This window comes from Clostridium folliculivorans (assembly GCF_024341905.1).
GTDB lineage: Bacteria > Bacillota > Clostridia > Clostridiales > Clostridiaceae > Clostridium_AR > Clostridium_AR folliculivorans.
Genome location: NZ_BQXY01000003.1, coordinates 327477 through 347245, shown reverse-complemented (window position 1 = coordinate 347245; position 19769 = coordinate 327477). Strand labels below are relative to the sequence as shown.

Sequence of the window (19769 nt, the reverse complement as noted above, 5' to 3'; positions counted from 1 at the left end):
AATAAATCTGCTGATAAGTATATTTTGTTATTATAACAAAAAAATCACACTTATATAAAGTGTGATTTTTTGGTGCCGATGGAGGGATTCGAACCCTCATGGTTTCCCGCTCGATTTTGAGTCGAGTGCGTCTGCCGTTCCGCCACATCGGCAAGCAACATGATTATATTATCATAAAAAATAGCATAATGCAATACTTTTTTTTGTACTATGAATAAAAGTTGGAAGGTGTAAGTTATCAAATTTGCAATGTATTGAAATTAATTGGTTATGTATCCGATGCTTTAATGAGCATACGCAAAGAATTAATATGATTTTTTCATATTACATGGCTAAAACTGTAAACTCACTACGTTCGAGCAGTACAGTTTATTAACGCCATTCCATCTGAAAAAAACATTTAATTCTAATAGCTCGCTCATAGAGCATCTACTGCATAATCAATTAATTTGAAGAATATTTAAAAATAGATAACTGGTATATCTTTAGAATAAGAATCTTAGATTTACTATTTTTGAATTTAATGGATAAGGATATTGATAAAATAGGATAGTTATATATTTATAAATCAAAGATAAGATGGTTGTAAATACTTAGTTTGCTTAGGTGAAAGACACTAATAATCGAAATTTGTGGAAAAATTTTTAGAAATATATTGTTACTGAGGAGGACTTTTGCTAGAATATATGTGGGTAGCAAAATTTATCCCAGTGGGATTGATTTTAACCCGCTAGTGAAACGCCTAGGTCTTTTATATTAATGCCCAGTTTGAAAAGACCATTACATAGGCTTAGATTTTGAAGTAGCTTATTAATTGTTTTTTAATGTGGACGAGCTATGGAGTTAGGTATTACTAAGAGTTAATTTAATTTCTGAGTCAATATGGAGTTGGATTAATTTTAAAACAGTGTCTTAAAATCCATACGTTTATCTAGATACAGGCTACAACAAGCGTTTGAAAATCTTTATTAATATTAAGGAGGAGAAAACAAAATGATGTATTCAAAAGAAGTTGAAGAAATGTGTGTAGTTGCAAAAGGCCCTAATCATGGAGCAGCTCCAATTCCTGTAGAAGGAAGATGGGTACAAGCAAAAGAAGTTACAGATATATCAGCGTTAACTCATGGAGTAGGCTGGTGTGCACCTCAACAAGGAGCTTGTAAATTAACTTTAAATGTTAAGGATGGTATAATCCAAGAAGCTTTAGTTGAAACAATAGGATGTTCAGGTATGACTCACTCAGCTGCTATGGCATCTGAAATATTACCTGGAAAGACTATATTAGAAGCATTAAACACAGATTTAGTTTGTGATGCTATAAATACAGCTATGAGAGAATTATTCCTTCAAATAGTTTACGGAAGATCACAAAGTGCTTTCTCAGAAGGCGGACTTCCAATAGGTGCAGGTCTTGAAGACCTTGGAAAGGGACTTAGAAGCCAAGTTGGTACTATGTACGGAACATTAGCTAAGGGTCCAAGATACCTTGAAATGGCTGAAGGTTATGTTACTAATGTAGCTTTAGATGAAGCTGGAGAAATAATCGGATACAAATTTGTTAACCTTGGAAAAATGATGGAAGCTATAGCTAAGGGTAAAGATGCTCAAGAAGCTTTAGAAGGTGCAACAGGACAATACGGAAGATTCGATGAAGCTGCTAAAGTAATTGACCCAAGACATGCATAATTAAGTGGATGAAGGAGGATAAAGAAATGGCATTATTTGAAAGTTATGAAAGAAGAATAGGACAGATAACACCTGTATTAGAAAAGTACGGTATAAAATCATTGGAAGAAGCTAGACAACTTTGTGTTGATTTAGGATTCGATCCATATACAATAGTAAGAGAAACTCAACCAATAGCATTTGAAAACGCTGGATGGGCATATGTATTAGGTGCTGCTATAGCAATCAAATCAAACTGCACAAAAGCTGCTGATGCTTCAAAAGCAATCGGTGAAGGTTTACAAGCATTCTGTATCCCAGGATCAGTTGCTGACGACAGAAAAGTTGGTCTAGGACATGGTAACCTAGGATCAATGCTTTTAAGCGAAGGAACTAAATGTTTTGCATTCCTTGCAGGACATGAATCATTTGCTGCTGCAGAAGGTGCTATAAAGATAGCTGAAAAAGCTAACAAAGTAAGAAAAGAGCCATTAAGAGTTATACTTAACGGTCTTGGAAAAGATGCAGCTCAAATAATATCAAGAATCAATGGGTTCACATATGTTCAAACTAAGTTTGACTACTACACTGGAGAATTAGCAATAGTTAAAGAAGTTGCTTATTCAAAGGGACCAAGAGCTAAGGTTAGATGCTACGGAGCAGATGACGTTAGAGAAGGTGTTGCTATAATGCACAGTGAGGGCGTTGATGTATCAATAACTGGTAACTCAACTAACCCTACAAGATTCCAACATCCAGTTGCTGGAACATACAAGAAAGAAATGATTGATCTAGGAAAGAAATACTTCTCAGTTGCATCAGGTGGTGGTACTGGAAGAACTCTTCACCCAGACAACATGGCAGCAGGTCCAGCTTCATACGGTATGACAGATACTATGGGAAGAATGCATTCAGATGCACAATTCGCAGGTTCATCATCAGTTCCAGCTCACGTTGAAATGATGGGTCTTATCGGAATGGGTAACAACCCAATGGTTGGAGCAACAGTTGCAGTAGCAGTTGCTATTGAAGAAGCTTTAACTAAGTAATCAATTTTAATTAGTATATAAGGTCTCGCGGCTTACGTAAGGGGTTTGTCGCGGGGCTTTTTTTACTGTATAGACCAGTATAAAATTTTTACTAGCTAAACCTAGTGATTTTAAGTGTTTAGAATAGTTTTTTATTGTATAAGTAAGGAACATGATTAAAAAAGTAATTGAAGAATTGAAAATAAACCGCACCTTTTTATTAAGTACGGTTTTCTTATAATGGTATAATGCATAACTAAATTTAGCTTATCAATTTTCGCTTGTTTATAATACTTAGTATATTTGGGTTATTTGTCAGAACTCTTGGTACCTTAATTTGATTTTTTGATATACCTTTATTAAATAGAGCTTCCTTTATTGAATTAAAAGTATTAGAAGATACAAGAACTACTTTTATCATACCTAACTTATGAGAAACTCTAGCTCTATCATAGGCTAAGTTTGATTTCCTAAGCTGTGAGTCTAAGGTTTGTTCTATCACTTTGATATTATGTTCAGATAAATTGTTTTTAAATTCAAAATAAAAGATATATCTTCCAGGAGTAATTGAATTGTCAGGCAGGGTTGTATAATCAACTAGATTCAACTGTAGTTTTTTTACTGTAGCATTGATGGCACTAGTTAAATGCTCTTCATTGGTCTTTTCAGCTACCATGTTGAGAATTTGATTTTTTCTATACAAAAATTCTATCTCAGGGCAGTTGTTATAAAAGCCTACTACCTTAATTACATCACCAATTCTATATCTATAAAGTCCTTCGTAATTAGTGACTACTACTTCATACTTTTTACCTATTAATATTTCATCGATACAAAGTGTGTTGGTATCATTTTCTTTGTCCTCTTTAATAGGGATAAACTCGTAAAATACTGTATCAGGGATAATTACATATCTAACTTTACCTACATAAGGATTAATACCAATCATGGCTTCTGTAGCAGCATAGGCTGGAGAGTAAGTAGGAAGTGAATCGGTATAATAATTTACCTTGTCATCATATATCGAGAAGTTTGCGCCAGTTACTGTAATAATATAGATTAAGCTAGGCCATATCCTTCTAACTATTCCTCCAAAACCTTTTTTAAACTCTAGTTCTAGCTTATCTGCTCTTACAGAATTAGGCTTAATTAATTTATTTAAATATGTTCTAGTATTTTCATCTATTCTAAGATTTGCACTTATACGTCCTTTTCTTATATCACTCGCTAGGGTTTGCCAGTTACTTTCTAAAACTCTAAATAGATCAAGCACATTGGATATAAAAACCCCGCTAATATACATAAGATTAACTTCATATAATGCAAAAAGCAGGTGAAGATATAAGGCAGTTTCTTTATCTTTTATTTTCATCACTTCTATTGGTGAAGTATATAAGTAAGGTAATATTAGTTTTATACTGTTCATACCACCGGATGTTGCAGAACAGATTGGAATACCTGCTTCAGTGTAAGTAGTCATAACAATGTCCGCTATCATTAGTCCTTTACCGTAACTCCAGCTGTTTTTGAAGTTATCATAACAAATTTTGTTTGTAAGTAGGGCCATGTACTTAGAAGCTGATTTCCTGCTGCTTTTAGTAGAAGGGATAAGTTTTTGCTTTCCTGTGGTTCCAGAGGTATGACCAAAGTACTCTACGTTTTCGCAAGTTAAAACATTTGATTCACCCTTGGACATCCGATTTATATAATTTTCATAATAACTATATTCTGTTAGTGGAACTTGAGTCTTAAAATCTTCTATAGATTTAATTTCTTTAAATTTGAACTTTGTGCCTATTTCGCTTTTGTGATTTTTTCTTAAGATTTTAAAAAGTACTTTTTCATTTACAGCTTTACAAGCTTTAGTATCCTTATCAAATTTTCTTTTTAGAACAGAGCCTCCTTCTATAGTGATTTTATATAACGTGGTACTTATTATGCTCAAGATGACACGCTCCCGAAGTATTTTTCATAATTAGTATATGAAAAAGTATAGTTGTTGATATAAAGAAAGAGAAATATATTGCTTAGATCTTACAGTATCTAACAATTTATTTCTCTTTTGTAATTACTAGTTATTTATCCATAAGCTCATCAATATGAACAGGGGTATACTTGTCCTTTTTAATAGTTTTTACAATTCTTTGCAAAGGGGAATCTGGATTGTAATTTATGTTTAGTTTATTATCATTTGTTTCAAAATCAATATATTCTATTTCTGTAGATGGGTGGTAATAAAAGCTTTTAAGTACATCAGGGTTGCCCTCGTTAAATTTATCAATAATTCGCTGAGTATCAGTAGCAGGATTTGATATACGGCCTAATGGAGTTGGAACAAATAAATGGTGGTCATCAGTCTTATATATGTTATCTTTTTTTGAATAATCATAGTGTTCGTATAGAAACTGAAAATAGTCGCTAATTATTTTCTTTTGATACATAGTGGCCCTATAATGAGGACTTTCATAATATGAAATAGGAATATTTAAAGCACTTGCGGTGTCTATTCCTTTTTCGATAACTGCCCGGGTTTCAGCTTCAGTACTATTTACGTCTTTTGACATATCTTCGCCGGTTCCACTTGCAACGTTACCAGATTGGTGTGAATAACCGTGCAGACCAATTTCACCACCTTTATTAAGCATATAATCTAGTACATCCACAAAACCTACATTTATTATGTTGTCTTTTGTGAGTAGATCATTATCAAAGTTGGCTGAGGGAACTATGAATCTAGGCATCCATGAGACATGAAACTTCATTCCATTGAAATAAAGTAAATTTGACATGATTTTTATTTTTGTTTGATTTTTATCTACAATATTTGAATATCCACAACCGAAATCTTCAAATCTGATCATGGCAATTTTTTTATTATAAGGTATTGAAAAATTTTTAGGAGCTTTAACGTCATCTTGAATAAGACTAATTTTTTTGTTTTCAAAATTGAATATAGCAATCAAATCAAAAAGCTCTTCTATATCTGATATTGATATATAGAAGGTATTATTGTAATTAAGTAAGTTGCCTCTAAGAGATCCTCTTTTAGAGTTCTTTTCATAAGAGTCTTCTGTCAAAAGAATTTTATTCGTATTATTAGATAAAAAAGGTAATCCGCTTGAATTATCTACAGTGTAATTCAATTTTTCTGAAATAAAATTAAGTGGGATATAATATCTTTGGGATTTAAGTATCATAGGTACATTAGGGAGGCTAGTCCCATCTAAAATGCTTAAACTTACATCATTGATTTCTGATATAGGTCTGTCAGAAAATTTGATTTTTGGAGTATAAGAACTCTTGAAATTGTTTTTTGTAAGTAAAATTGAATAATCAGTCTTGTTGGTGTTAGATCTAAAGAAATTAAAATAAGAAAGAACATTATATGAGATTAATAGTATTAAAACTAATGAGATAAAAGAAAAAATCAGCGTTTTCGAATTCCATGGCATTTGTCTTTCGCTCCTTTGTTATATGTATAAATCATTTATATAGATGTATCACTTCGAACCAAAATATATTTTTAAAACTCTCACGGCTTCTGGTGGGAGAATTTAAAAATAATAAGGTTTAAAAGTGGGACATCCATAAGTATGTTAAGAGGATTGTACCATTATTTTGAATAGAATAACTTAAAGAAAAGTTAAATTTGTGTTACAAATTCAGAATAATAATATAGAATTACGCAAAAATAAATTTAATAAAAAGTAGTAAGTAGTTATACTTTCTACTGCTTACACTTTCTACTTCAAAGGAATTTGTTGGGGTGATTTTATTAAGAATAATTTCAAATGGTCTGATTTCAGATAGAACTGATGAAATATGTGTTCTTAAATCATCGGTCTTAATATCACTTTCAAAAGGAAAGACAAGTGTTATATGAGGTCTTACATGATTTGCTAAAGGATCATATTTGTCTCTGATATTATCTATAATCTTAGAATTTTCAAACTCTGGAAAAATCATAATACATCTTTTCAATATCATTACTCCACCTTTCTTAAATAAGAGGAAATAAGTTTATCCTCCTAAATAAATAATAAACCAATTATTTATATAAGCTTATGAGTTTTGCAGAGTATATAATAAAAGAGCTTAAGCAATAAAGTTTAAGCTCTTTTTCATATTAACGTATAAAATTAGTAACTGCTCTTTGCTCTTCTTTTTCAGGAATATTGATGCCAGCATCTTTACCAGCTTGTATACATTTTAGAAGCCAAGCCATGTTTTTGCCTAAGGTTCTCATTGTTTGCATTCCTTCTAAATCTTGCTTTACTTCTTCAGGAGTGTTGCCGTGAACCATGTTCCAATATTGAGAGGAAACAACAGGCATATTAGCAATAGTAAAGTATTTATTTAATTGTTCAAAAGCAGCTGTTGAACCTCCACGTCTGCAGCTAACTACTGCAGCACCTGGTTTGTATTGGAAGCCGTCGCCAGCGTAGAAGAATCTATCTAGGAATGCTGTTATTTGACCTGACGCAGCGGCATAATGAACTGGAGAACCAAATATGAAGCCATCAGCATCTTTAGCTTTTTCTAGTGCAATATTTACAGTATCATCATCAAATACGCATTTTCCATCAGTTTTATAGCAGCCACCGCATGCCATACATCCACGAATAGGTTTATTTCCTACGTGGAAAATTTCTGTTTCAATATTTGCTTTGTTTAACTCTTTTGCAACTTCGCTTAACGCAGTAAAAGTACATCCTTGGGCTTTAGGACTTCCGTTAATAAGTAATACTTTCATTTTTACACCTCTTTAATATTATAAATGACTTGTAGATGTTCACATTAGATAGTAACTATTATCTATGAATAGATGGATAAAATTTTTAAATCTAAAGGAGTATCTACTTTATTCTATTAATAATATACAATAAGAAAAGTATAAAATAAATAAATTACTTTAAAGCTACATACTAAAAAATTATTTCATATAGTTTAAACCATATTAAGTCAGGGATATTGAGTCCAAGGTCAACAGTATCGACATATTTGAAATCACTTTTTTCATATAGAGATATTGCAGGAGTGTTTTTTATAGAAACATCAAGACGAAGAGTTTTAAATCCGTTCTTTAAGCAATATTCCTTAGAAAAATCCATTAGTTTTTGACCAACTCCATTTTTCATATATATCGGATTAACCACAAAAGTATGTATAACGATAACTTCCTCATCTTTTAAGTCAATTCCCCAGTTGACTCCTCGGTATGCATCTTCTTGCAAGTGATTAAGTATAACAGAACCTGCTATTTTATCATCTATTTTTAAGACAAATAAACTATTCTCTCTAATTCCATTTTCTGCTGTTTCTCTAACGGGGTATATGCCCTTTTTCCAACCAGGATAATTGATTGTGGTTTCCAAATAATCATTAAGATTGTCGTACAATTCTTCAAGTTCATTAATATCGTTTATTGTTGCTTTCTCTATTAAGCAATCATTAGAATATATATTAGTAAATATGTTATTGCTATTTCTGTTCAAATTCATTATTTCACTCCTTCGACAATATTTCCTAGGAAATCATATGTGAATTATACCATGTATAATCGTAATAGGAAAAAATGAGTATTGCTATTTCTTCTCTTTGCTGAGTGAGTGATTATAACTGACTAAAAGGACAAAAGAACAAATAAGATATATTCCTGCTAATATTGATTCTATGTTTGTAGTTATCTGATTAGTCAGAGGTGTTTGAATTAGCACTGCAGGGATTATAAAAGAAACTACTAAATAATTGTAAGGTCTTTTTATGGAAATATAATTTTTGAGAATTAATACTGCTATTAATAAAAATGCTGAAGCTGTTATTATTTCCTTAATGTTCATCTTTAATAACCTCGATATGTTATTGTATTTTCTTGTTTATTCATACAATTATACAAAATTTATATATAGGTTTCAATTGTTTTTAAAAGAACTAATGAAATGAGGAACCAAACAACTCCAATATAGATAATATATAACAAGATATTGTATGTTGAGGGGAATGGGGCTTATGATTAGAGCTGATTCTAAGGTTATTAACATTAATAAAGAGTTTAATGAGATTTGTAAGATAAGCTTTACAAAAGATGACATAATACTAGATTGCAGAGCGAAGTCATCTAACATATTTATGAAGGTATTATCAGAAAAGGAGATAGGTGTATTTGGAGATTACAATGTATATATTTTTTATATGCAGAATTTAGATATAAATAAAAATAGATATAAAATTAAAAGAATTGAGAGAACTTTTTCTGAGGTAGTAGAGCGCAGAAGTAATGGAGCTATTGATTCTGAATCCTTAAGCTGTAGAGTATATTTTCAGTGTGATACTCTAAAAAATATGAGAGAAGAAAATGGGTTAATTTATGAAATAACTATCTTTGGAAAACTTGATATTTCATATTTATTAAGTAAAGAAACTGAAGTAGATAAAAAAAGAACAAATGAAAGTGAAACTTCAACATTAAAATTAACGAAACCTGAAGTTTGGCATCGCAGGTTAGATAAAAATTACTCTGTGCTTGAAATAATGGAAATGGATGAAAAATCTTTTAAAGAAAGATTTAAAAGAAATAATATATAAATGTTATTCTAGAACTTTTGAAACTAATATTTTTAATTTATATATCTAATAATTATAAAAGTGCAATTGGATGAAATCCAACTGCACTTGCTATTAATAAACGGATATTATCAAAAATTTAGTATGGTTTACATTCCTTTTTGTGTTCTTCTATAGTTACAGGAACATGCTCCATTCTTGTAACCTTAAGATCTATTCTAACAATAAGCTTTTCAAGAAGTCTATTATAGGTTACTGCCCATTCAGGAGCTCCCATTGGTACTGGATTAGGGTCTAATAACTCTTCCTTTGAACCTTCTACAAATGCCTTTAATATTTCAACACTATCTGTTTCTTTTATAGGTTCTTTAGCTTCTACTTCTACGAAAGTAGCAAATGGGAATCTTGTTGTAAATTGGAATACTGGGCCGTTAACAGAGTCGCAAGTAAAATCTTCTATAGTTTTATAAAGAACATTTTTATCTATAAAACCATCTATGATTACCTTTGCCCACCATTTTCCATCACATTTCTTTTCTTGGTGCATTATTCTTGGTACTAATTGAGTATTTGTTATAATTACTTCTGTATCAACTTTTACTATACGGAAAACTGGAGGACTTGGAGGAGATATAATACTTTCTTTAACAACTAATTCTTGAGTATCACCAAAGCCAACAATTACTGGAACTTGAAGGAGTTTTTTGTATTCCATTGGATAATACTGCTCTTTTTCTTCATATTGTTGATAAGGTGGTTTGCCGTAGGTTGGCATTTGTTTATATGCTAAAAATCTATTGTTCATAGTTTATTACTCCTTAAATATTTTATTGATTAACGACCTGTAAAGAAAATATAAATTTTTTATGAGGTATGTCGTTAATCTTTTTCATTTGTTTTATAATATATTATATTGTCGTTATGATGAAAATGTTACTTGTTTTTTTAATTAGTAATGAGTAGTTTAGAAAAATTTATAATACATAGTTTGTATTAGTGTTTTAAATTTAAGAAAAAGATGCGGCGTAGAAAATACTTTTAAATTTGAAAGGTGAGGAAATAATATGGAATTTATTATTAATTTATCAATTAGATCTTTGGTTGAAACTTTATATTTAACAGGAATGATAATATTTTTTGGATTGATTTTGGGAGTACTTAGAAATAACTCCATTAAGAATATTTATAAGAGCTTAGGCTTTAATGCTGTCATGATGACTGGGTTTATAGGAGTTCCTATTCATGAGTTGAGTCATGCTATCTTAGCTCTAGTATTTGGGCATGATATAAGGAAAATAAAGTTATTTCAAAAGCCGGATAATAATGGGGTAATGGGGTATGTCGATCACAGCTATAATCCTAATAGTATATATCAACAAGTTGGAAATTTCTTTATAGGGGTAGCACCTATTTTTGGAGGAGTTATAACTATAATAATTCTTATGTATTTTGCAATACCAGATACATATAACAAATTTATAGATATATTATTCAATTCTCTTCATATAACTAGAATTGGAAAGGTTACTATAGAAGGCTTGCTCACTTCATATGGACATTTAGTGAAAACTATTTTCTCAGGAGAAAATTTTAGAAATCCGTATTTTTATATATTCTTATTTCTAGCAATATGTATATCTTCACATATATCTTTAAGTATGGCTGATATTAAAGGAGCATCAATGGGTTTAATTGTTCTTTTTCTTTTACTACTGGTATTAAATGCTTTTGGATTATCAATAGAACTTATGGATAAAGCTATATTGAAATATAATATCTTAATAACAGGAATGCTTATCGTAGCATTAATACTTTCCTCAATAACTTATATTATAAGCTTAGGGTTGCTTGTAGTAAGAAAACTATAATATAGAGTTATGGCAAGGAATTGAATAAAAGGTATACTGTTAAAATAGTTAATATAATAAAAACAATAGATATCTAATAATTAATTATTTAAATGTATAAAATAATAAAAATTATACATTCTGGTGTGAAAAACACATTATGGAGAAACTTAAGGGGTGCTCTATAATGTGTTTTTTGCTTTTTCATTCGCTATTATTTTAACTCAGTGATTAAACATAGTTTCATTTTTAGTTTTAATATAAGCAAAAAAAGTATTGTAATAATAATTAAGTATATGAAGAGTTTGTATCAGTACATATCAACAGGGTTAGAATATAAATGTTTAGCCTATGGAATAGTATTCCAAATCTTAATAAAAGCTTAAGATTTAATGAATAAAACTTAATATTACACAAAATCCAAAAAATGTATGATAATATATGCCGGTAGGGATTTTTTGAATGGGGGTAAGATATGAAGATATTTTTAAAGTATGTTGTAAAAATCATGATAGAAAAGAAAGCAAGGTTTTCATTATTACTATTAGCAATAATTTTAAGTACTGCACTTTTTGTAGGAAGCATGGGGGCAGTGGAATCTGCAATTGAAAGTTTTGTAAAGCCTCAACTAGAACAATTAGAAAATAAAGATTTATATATATCTTCTAAAACTGGAGAAAGTACTTTTTCTCTGGAGAACATAAATGAAAAAGGTGTTAAGAATTTAGTGCCAGAACTGAACGTATCTGTGGTGTATGATAGCGATGATTTACAATCACTTAAGCTTAGTGGAAGAGAAGAAAAATATATTGATAAAAGTATATTGCTTATGAATAAGGAACTCAAGGATTTTGATGGAGAAAAGTGCATAATCTCAAAAAGAATTAGTGATAAATTTAAACTTAATGTTGGAGATAATCTAAAGATAATTTTAAATGGTGAAAAGATATCCTTGAAAGTATCTGCAATAGCAAGTAATGAAGGTGCTTTTTACATGGATAGTAAGGATTCGTTTCAAATTATTGTTCCTTATAAATTCATATCTAAAAAGCTTGATATAGAAGGAAAATACAATTCTATAATAGCGAATAAATCAAAAGATTCAATAAAAGAATCTGTGAAAGAGTTTAATGATTCTAATACAAGCTTTTCTGCAAAGGAACTTTTTGATGAAGAACAAGTAAAATCTCAGTTGTCTCAAATGACTAGTATGTTTTATATGATGCTTGCAATAGTGGTTTTCATGAGCGCCATCATAATATATAGTTCTTTTAAGCTTACAGTAACTGAAAGAATGCCTATAATAGGTACATTCTTAAGCCAAGGTGCTACGAGAGGCACAATAAGAAGAATTCTTTATCTGGAAAGTTTTGTATATGGTATCCTTGGCGGCATTATAGGAAACGCTGCAGGTGTGGGTATTTTATATATTATTAATTACTTTATTTCTCCACTTAGAGAGTATGGAATAATTGATAAGCCGAATATTGATGTTAAATATTTAGTATTTGGTATGATGTTTTCAATACTGCTGTCAGTATTATCCGCTGCATTACCAGTAATTAAAACAAGAAAAATAGAAGTTAAGAATGTTATTTTGAATAATCCAAGTACAGTAAATGAAATTGGATATGGAAAGTTTATATCTGGGATTGTGATGCTTATTGTAGTTATAATATTAAATTTCATTAATAACAAATTCGTTATAAATATTAGTCCTATTCTAATGATTACTGCAGTTGCAGCGGCAATGCTTGTATTTCCAAAGCTTGTAGATCTTCTATCTAGGGTTATCTATATAGTTCTAAGAAAAATCAATGGTTCTATGGCCCTTTCTTTTAATAATATGAGAACCTCTAAGGTGCTGCTTGGAAATGTTAATCTTATGATATTGGCTATTATATCCATAATTACTATAAATTCATTAAGTGTAAATGTTAAAGTCTTAGTTAGTGGAATCTATGAAAAATTAAATTATAGTATAGAAATAAATGGGTCAGGTACTGGGGTTGTCGGTAATTTAGATAAAATAAAAGAAATAGTACTTAAAACTGAAGGAGTTAATAAGGATTCAATCCAATTTATGTACTATGCTAATGGAAATATAAATGAAAGTGCATTTACAGTAATGGCTGTTGAACCTGATAAATATACCGATTATGATCATTATATTAATTGGGAAGAAAAGGATAATAAATATATTTATGATAAATTCAAATCTGGAGTTAGTGATGAAGTAATACTAACAAGGAAAGTTGCAGAAAAAACTAAACTATCTGTAGGGGATACCTTTGATATGAAGCTTAGAAATACAAATAAAGCTTATAAGATTGTAGGAATAGTTGATGGAAAAATGCTGAATAACGGTATATTCATATTAATGAATTATAAAGGACTCCCAAAAGAATATTATGATTCAGCGTCATACTCAATTTATTTTAATACATCAAAGAGCTCTAAGGATATAAAGGAAAGTATAAATAAAGAAGTCAAGGGGTTAGGTGGTCAAGTAAGGACTTTTGAAGAAACTAGAGATAGAAATATAGAACAAAATGATCAGGTTATGACCATATTAAGTATATTCTCCTATATGGCAGTTGTTATAGGGTGTTTTGGAATACTTAACAATATAGGAATTAGTTTTATTCAAAGAAAGAAGGATATGGCAGTTTTAAGTTCTGTTGGCATGACTAAGGGGCAAAGAGGTGTAATGATTATAGTAGAATCAATACTTTCAGTTATATGGGCGGTGGTAATTGTAACTCCGCTTGCATATCTTACTTCATCTTTGATGTCCAAGATAACTGATAAAATAGGTCTACCTCTAGATATAAAGTTTAATATTTCTTATATGTCTGTAGTACTTAGTGTTTCTTTGATTTTAGTGTTTTTAGCAACATTACCAGTACTGTTTAAGAGCAGAAAACTGTCTATTATAGATGAATTAAAATATGAATAAAGTATTTGTAGGAGGAATTAAATGAGATCAATTGAGGTTTTTGATTTAAATAAGAGTTTTAAAGTTGGAAAAGAAGAGATAGAGGTACTAAAAGATATTAACTTTTCTGTAGAAAAAGGTGAGTTTTTATCTATAATGGGGCCTTCAGGATGTGGAAAATCAACTTTATTATATCTACTTGGAGGATTAGATAAACCTACTAGTGGAGTGGTAAGCATAAATGGAAGAGATTTAAGTTCTTTAAGTGAAAAGCAAAAGAGTATTATGAAAAGAAGAGAAATAGGTTTTGTGTTCCAGTTTTATAATCTTGTTCCTAACCTAACTGTAGAGGATAATATCTTATTGCCTATAATACTTGACGGAAAGCCTTTGAAGAAGTATGAGGAAAAACTTAAAGAAATTCTAGATACAATAGAAATGAGCCATAAAAGGAAGGTTACCCCAAGAGAACTTTCAGGAGGGCAGCAGCAAAGAGTAGCTATAGCAAGAGCTCTGGTGTTTGGACCAGATATAATCTTAGCAGATGAGCCTATTGGTAACCTAGATTCCAAGACTGGAACAGACATAATGAAGCTGTTCCAAAATATCAATAAAAACCTAAGTAAAACTATAATCCAAGTTACTCATTCAGAAGAGGCTGCTTACTATGGAACCTCTATACTAAGGTTAAAAGATGGGGAGATTCAGACTAAGGAAGGAGTTGCTTCTTAGAAAGTAGAAAGTCTTTGGAAAATTATTTGAATCTAGCAAAATGTTCTTTAAATCCTATAAAATAATTTTCTTTAAATTTTATTATGTTTATAGGATATATAAGGAATAAGCACTGTGAATTAAAAATTCATAGTGCTTATTTTGGTTGCTGATTATATTTGAATAATGTTTGAAATTAACAAAAGTTAATCTTTAAAAACAAAATATATCTTTAAGAAAGTCGAATATGCATGTAATTATATCTTTTATAGTAATAGATTTTTGCGAAACTTTCACTTCACAAGTTGCAGTGTATCCGCCATCAACTGTAGTAACAGTTATAGTTGTGTCGCCTTTACTTAGTGCGGTTACCTTTCCATTTTGGTCTACAGTTGCAACTGCAGGGTTGCTGGAAGACCATGTTACAGCTTTATTTACAGCTTCAACAGGTGTTACAGTAGCAACAAGAGTTAAGGTGTCCTTTTTTCTTAATAGGGCACTTGTACTGTTAAGTTGAACTTTAGTAGGGTGACAAACATCTCTTTTTACATTTACAATATATTCTTTTTTGGTTCCATCTTCCGCAGTAACAGATATACTGATTAAATTATCTCCAACTATAAGGTTAGGTATAGTTAATTTATCAGTAAGCAAAGCAGCCCCGTTTATAGAAACTCTAGCTGTTTCATCTGCTACAACTGGTGCCAATACAATTGATGATACAGAATAACTTACTGATGCAGTATAATTTAATTTATCTGTTTCGAAGGACGGTGATAAAGTTATAGTACTAGAATCACTGGCTTGCAAAGATAAAGATCTAAGGTTAGAATTGCTTGATTTAGGTATAACCGTAACAGCGCAAGTAGCTGAGATATTATTATCAATAGTAGTAGCTGTAATTGTTGCTTCACCTGCATTTACTGCTGTTATTTTTCCATTTTCATCTACTGACGCTATTGATGTATCACTTGAAGTCCATTTTATAGCTTTATTTTGTGCTTCATCTGGAGTAACCTTAGCTGAAATACTTGAAGCTTCACCTTGCTTAAGTTGTAGATTTGTAGTACTAAGCTCGACATTAGAAGGATGACAGAAATCTCTTTTTATATTTAAAGTATATCCCTTAGTAGTTCCATCTTCAGCGGTTACAGAGATGGTATTTAAATTATCGCCAACAGCAAGATCGGAAAGAATTGCTTTGCCGGCTTCAAGTGAAGACCCGTTTACAGTAATTGATGCCTTTTGGTCTGCAGTAACTGGAGTTATAGATACGGAAGTTACTGAGTAGTCCACAGTTGCATTATAGTTTAATATTGTAGATGAAAAATCAGGTGATATAGCTGTGGTTGAACTATCGTTTATATTAACAGCTAAGGAACTTAAATTTGCATTACTTGACTTAGGCATAACTGTAATTAAAGGAGAAGTTTTTCCATCTTCAACTGTATATTGATTTGGTAAGTCAACTTTTTTAGTTCCGTTTGAATCATAAACGCTTAAAGTTATTCCTGTACCTGATTTGACTGCTATTTTAACGTGATTTGAATCATCTAATTGAGCTGTTCCAAGAATTGTGCCGTTTAGATTTGCAGTAACTATGCTTCCAGGAGTTCCATCAACGGTACCTTCGATGTATCCATAGCCACTAGTTAAGCTTGTAGCAGTTTTAGTATCAGTGGTAGTTTTTCCGTTTTTAACTCTTATGTTAATGACATTATCAGAACCAGTGTTAACCGCTCTTGTAGTCACTGTAACTGGGGCATTACCGTTTAATGTAGTATAGCCTGAAACAGACCAAGCATTTGAAGCTTTGTCATAGACTTGGCCAACTTGGGTACCTCCAGTTAAGTAAATACCTAAACTAGGATTTGCTCCAACTCCGCCTATGGTTATTGAAAAAGGTTCGTTTTTGTATATATACGTTGGATAAAGTGATAAATTAAAAGTAGATTGAGTAGGATCAGTAACAGGAGTAGTTAAATATGGAGAGCCATAGGAACCTGGTTTCCAAGTATCAGTGTTCCATGGATCAAAGCCATTTGTAGGAGTTGACCATGGTTGTCCGTTATCTGGATCTGATTTTTCCACATCAGCCATTGGAGTATAAGTAGAACCATATATATCAGAAGGATGTGAAGAGGTACCAAAGCCCACATAGTCTTGAGAAGAATCTGCTAGCCAGTTAACGATATTAACGGATAATTTAGCTGCATTTCCGATATCATTCCAACCGTTATAGGTTGATTTTGAACTACCACTTGTAGCGTTTTTATATTTTGGTGTTTTATCTTCAATAGGTGATGAGTCTCCAATAAAGGCAGCCCTTCCTTTGCTTGGTTTAGAGATAGCAACGAAAGCACCTTCTTTTTGACCTCCAAAGTATATGCTTTTTCCACCATGAGAATTTTCCACACCACTGCTCCAAGGTACTAAATCATCAGAATCTTTAAAGTAAATAATTCCTTTTGCTTTGCTAGAATCTGTAATAGCAATAGTTGCTCCAGCTGCCATAAGCATTTTTTCGCCTACAACACCTTCTGTTAAACCTTCAGCTTCTGAAGCAGGTCTTATATCCGTAGGACCAGTTTGTCCAGAATTTAAAGGGTTAGAGTCGCCAGCGTTAAATCTAAATCTTAGTCCGAAGTTTTCTGCAAGCCAACCTTTGGAAGCATCTTTTGTGTTTCGTAGGTCTCCGTAAACTCCCCCCATATTATAATTTATACTGTCACATCTGTTATAACCGTCATAAACTTCTGTGGAATCCCACGTATTTACATTTCTGTCTCCATTATAGTGATCGCCAATAAAGTAAACACCTTTTCCAGAATCAACAAATTTCTTTAATGCATCGTATTCGGATTTTCTAAAAGGTCTGTTTGCTTCTGCGGTTACAAAAACGTCGGCGTCTTTAATTGCATCATAGGTTATTATTGATTCATTTTTATCTGCAGAAGTTCCTTCTTGATCAGAAGTTAAATTTCTGTCGTCATAAAATCTTATAGCACCATCGTTATTTTTGTCCACACCTCTATATTCTTTCACAGTGTAACCTTGATTTACTAAGGCATCAGCGAAATCTGAAAAACCTCCATCTATTACCCAGTCTGCTTGACCTGCAGCGTTATCATGAGCATTGTCAAATAAAACTACTTTTCCATTATTTTTAGCACCAGCAAGTGGTGTCTTTACAGGAATTGTATTATTCCATGTATAAGGAGTAGTTTCAGCCGCTTTAGCAACTTTTAGGGTACCGCTTACAAATGGTGCAGAGAAGCCGGTTAATTCAATCGTTAAAGCTATAGAAAGTGAAATAGCCATCAATGATTTTCGTGACATCATTTTTTTCAGTGACATTAAGTGTAATCCCCCTTAAATTTTATTAGTAGATTGATTTATCTATTCTGTCGTTCATTTAAATGAAATAAAATGTATTTGTTGGTATATAAGTATAATATGGTAAATCAATCCAAAGAAATTATAGCATTATAAACACGAATAATCAATGAATGTTAAGCTTAATAAATATTAATTAATGTAAATTTAAATTATGTAAATAAAAGTTAAAAATATAGTAAAATCAATACTTTTGAAAGCTGACTTATATTAAGAAATTTAAAATGATAATAAGATATGTTGAATAATTTGTTGAATTATATAAGAAATGTTCGTAAATTTTGGTTTTATGTATATATATAGATAAACTACTTCATATTAGAATTTATCCAAATAAAGATTCGTAGAACCATCGAAATCTTTATTTGGAGTTTAATGACTGAAGTAGTTTATCAGTTCAGCTGAATAGATATTCCATTTCCATGATTGAAAAACATACCAAAAATCATTTTAGCTATTAATGGTATTTTACTTAATAAATAAATTTTATTTGGAACTGGTATATCTATAGATGTACCACTTCGAACAGAAATCTATTTTTAAAACTCTTCTAGGTTATATAATATATGTACATAAACTTTTTTAAAATTAAGTATGAACAACAAAAATAATTACAATGTATGAACAAATAGAAAATTTAAAAATACAATAAAATGTAAGTGATTTTATTGAGGTAGATTGAATGTTTTTTGGATTACTTAGTATGATGAATAATATAAATGAAAATAAGGTTGAGCTAAAAATGCTAGACCTAGATGACAAATATGTAGTAGTTGGGAAAATTTTAGGGGTGCAGAGGAATAATATAAACTTAAACTATGAAAAAGACTATTTAACTATAACAGTAAGAGTTAATAAAGTTAATAGCAGCAGGGGATATGGGAGCTTTTTTATGGTTCAAACAGTAAATGATGTTCGAAAGAACTTTTATGTACCTAATGTGGATTCTAAAAATATAACAGGTAAGTTTGAAAATGGAAATTTAGTCATTAGTTTACCTAAAAATATCCTCAGTATCAAAAATAAAGTTATAGTTGATGTGGAAGATTATGACGAGCAAGAAAAACTAGAGTAACCTTTAAGTTGCAACTATTTAATAAACTAAGACATTTACTACTAAGTTATGTATGTTCGAGAATCAGTTATTATAATAATTTTTCAATATACATAACTTATTGTTTTAAAAATATAAATTGGTAATTACATACAACTACTAATTATGTTTACTTTTATATTCAGATGATATAACATTGTTCTTGTAAACTGGAAGTACTTGGATTATATGGTATGCTTTTAAAAGTTATAATCTGAATGTTGCAGAGGTGGAAAAAATGAGAGTTGATAATAAAACTCAATGGGAAAGCTTTGAAAGATTAGGTAAAGGCACATATATTGTTATATCGATGATATTGACTAATTTTATTGTTTTTGGCAAGGATATTTTTTCTTTCTTATCTGGAAAACTAAGTTTAACTACAATTCATTTTTCACAATTAGTGGAAATAGGTCTGTTTAGCTTATTATCTTATATATTCGCAGTATGTAATTGGAGTAGTAAGAGAAGAGCGGCTGAAAGACAAATAAGGAAAGAACAAAATAATAGGCCTAAAATAAAGTATT

15 protein-coding genes and 1 tRNA gene are annotated in these 19769 nt (G+C 30.8%); 8 read left to right on the top strand and 8 right to left on the bottom strand.

The annotated features are described in order from the left end of the window. Positions 1-70 precede the first annotated feature (70 nt). Positions 71-152 (bottom strand) — tRNA-Leu (locus OCU55_RS11790). A gap of 841 nt (positions 153-993) precedes the next feature. Here OCU55_RS11790 and OCU55_RS11785 point away from each other — a divergent pair. Beyond that, positions 994-1686, top strand: a complete 693-nt coding sequence (locus OCU55_RS11785; protein WP_200265721.1) for an iron-sulfur cluster assembly scaffold protein — start codon at positions 994-996, stop codon at positions 1684-1686. 26 nt (positions 1687-1712) lie between these two features. Further along, positions 1713-2714, top strand: a complete 1002-nt coding sequence (locus OCU55_RS11780) for a GGGtGRT protein (protein ID WP_261852508.1) — start codon at positions 1713-1715, stop codon at positions 2712-2714. A gap of 241 nt (positions 2715-2955) precedes the next feature. On the opposite strand, the gene OCU55_RS11775 is transcribed toward OCU55_RS11780, so the two are convergent. The 5 genes from OCU55_RS11775 to OCU55_RS11755 all read right to left on the bottom strand — a co-directional run bounded on the left by OCU55_RS11775 (position 2956) and on the right by OCU55_RS11755 (position 8194). Then, positions 2956-4638: a GH3 auxin-responsive promoter family protein gene (locus OCU55_RS11775; protein WP_261852507.1), complete on the bottom strand. Its 1683-nt coding sequence runs from the start codon at positions 4636-4638 to the stop codon at positions 2956-2958. Positions 4639-4768: 130 nt separating this feature from the next. Continuing rightward, a complete protein-coding gene (locus tag OCU55_RS11770; protein ID WP_261852506.1) occupies positions 4769-6145 on the bottom strand; it encodes a DUF2334 domain-containing protein in 1377 nt (458 codons plus the stop codon). Between the two features lie 229 nt (positions 6146-6374). After that, positions 6375-6674, bottom strand: coding sequence for a 2'-5' RNA ligase family protein (locus OCU55_RS11765; RefSeq protein ID WP_261852505.1), 300 nt, complete (start codon positions 6672-6674; stop codon positions 6375-6377). Between the two features lie 145 nt (positions 6675-6819). Beyond that, positions 6820-7446, bottom strand: a complete 627-nt coding sequence (locus OCU55_RS11760; RefSeq protein WP_261852504.1) for a flavodoxin family protein — start codon at positions 7444-7446, stop codon at positions 6820-6822. Between the two features lie 172 nt (positions 7447-7618). Beyond that, a complete protein-coding gene (locus tag OCU55_RS11755) occupies positions 7619-8194 on the bottom strand; it encodes a GNAT family N-acetyltransferase (protein ID WP_261852503.1) in 576 nt (191 codons plus the stop codon). A 508-nt stretch (positions 8195-8702) separates the two neighbouring features. On the opposite strand from OCU55_RS11755, the gene OCU55_RS11750 reads away from it, so the two are divergent. After that, complete coding sequence (locus OCU55_RS11750) at positions 8703-9278, top strand: hypothetical protein (RefSeq protein ID WP_261852502.1); 576 nt, start codon at positions 8703-8705, stop codon at positions 9276-9278. A 118-nt stretch (positions 9279-9396) separates the two neighbouring features. Here OCU55_RS11750 and OCU55_RS11745 read toward each other — a convergent pair whose 3' ends face one another. After that, complete coding sequence (locus OCU55_RS11745) at positions 9397-10062, bottom strand: DUF3794 domain-containing protein (protein WP_261852501.1); 666 nt, start codon at positions 10060-10062, stop codon at positions 9397-9399. A gap of 259 nt (positions 10063-10321) precedes the next feature. On the opposite strand from OCU55_RS11745, the gene OCU55_RS11740 reads away from it, so the two are divergent. The 3 genes from OCU55_RS11740 (at position 10322) to OCU55_RS11730 (ending at position 14774) form a co-directional block, all read left to right on the top strand. Continuing rightward, positions 10322-11125 carry a hypothetical protein gene (locus tag OCU55_RS11740; protein WP_261852500.1) on the top strand — a complete coding sequence of 268 codons (804 nt, stop codon included), beginning with the start codon at positions 10322-10324 and terminating at the stop codon, positions 11123-11125. 454 nt (positions 11126-11579) lie between these two features. After that, entirely contained in the window at positions 11580-14063 is a 2484-nt protein-coding gene (locus OCU55_RS11735; RefSeq protein ID WP_261852499.1) for an ABC transporter permease, read from the top strand. Positions 14064-14084: 21 nt separating this feature from the next. Beyond that, positions 14085-14774 carry an ABC transporter ATP-binding protein gene (locus OCU55_RS11730; RefSeq protein ID WP_261852498.1) on the top strand — a complete coding sequence of 230 codons (690 nt, stop codon included), beginning with the start codon at positions 14085-14087 and terminating at the stop codon, positions 14772-14774. A gap of 192 nt (positions 14775-14966) precedes the next feature. Here the strand turns inward: OCU55_RS11730 and OCU55_RS11725 are convergent, their stop codons facing one another. Continuing rightward, on the bottom strand, positions 14967-18110 hold the full coding sequence (locus tag OCU55_RS11725; RefSeq protein WP_261852497.1) for an Ig-like domain-containing protein: 3144 nt from the start codon (positions 18108-18110) through the stop codon (positions 14967-14969). Positions 18111-18831: 721 nt separating this feature from the next. On the opposite strand from OCU55_RS11725, the gene OCU55_RS11720 reads away from it, so the two are divergent. Both OCU55_RS11720 and OCU55_RS11715 read left to right on the top strand, forming a co-directional pair. Further along, positions 18832-19224: an Hsp20 family protein gene (locus OCU55_RS11720; protein ID WP_261852496.1), complete on the top strand. Its 393-nt coding sequence runs from the start codon at positions 18832-18834 to the stop codon at positions 19222-19224. Positions 19225-19480: 256 nt separating this feature from the next. Continuing rightward, the coding region (locus OCU55_RS11715) for a hypothetical protein (RefSeq protein WP_261852495.1) at positions 19481-19769 on the top strand (289 nt) is incomplete at its 3' end.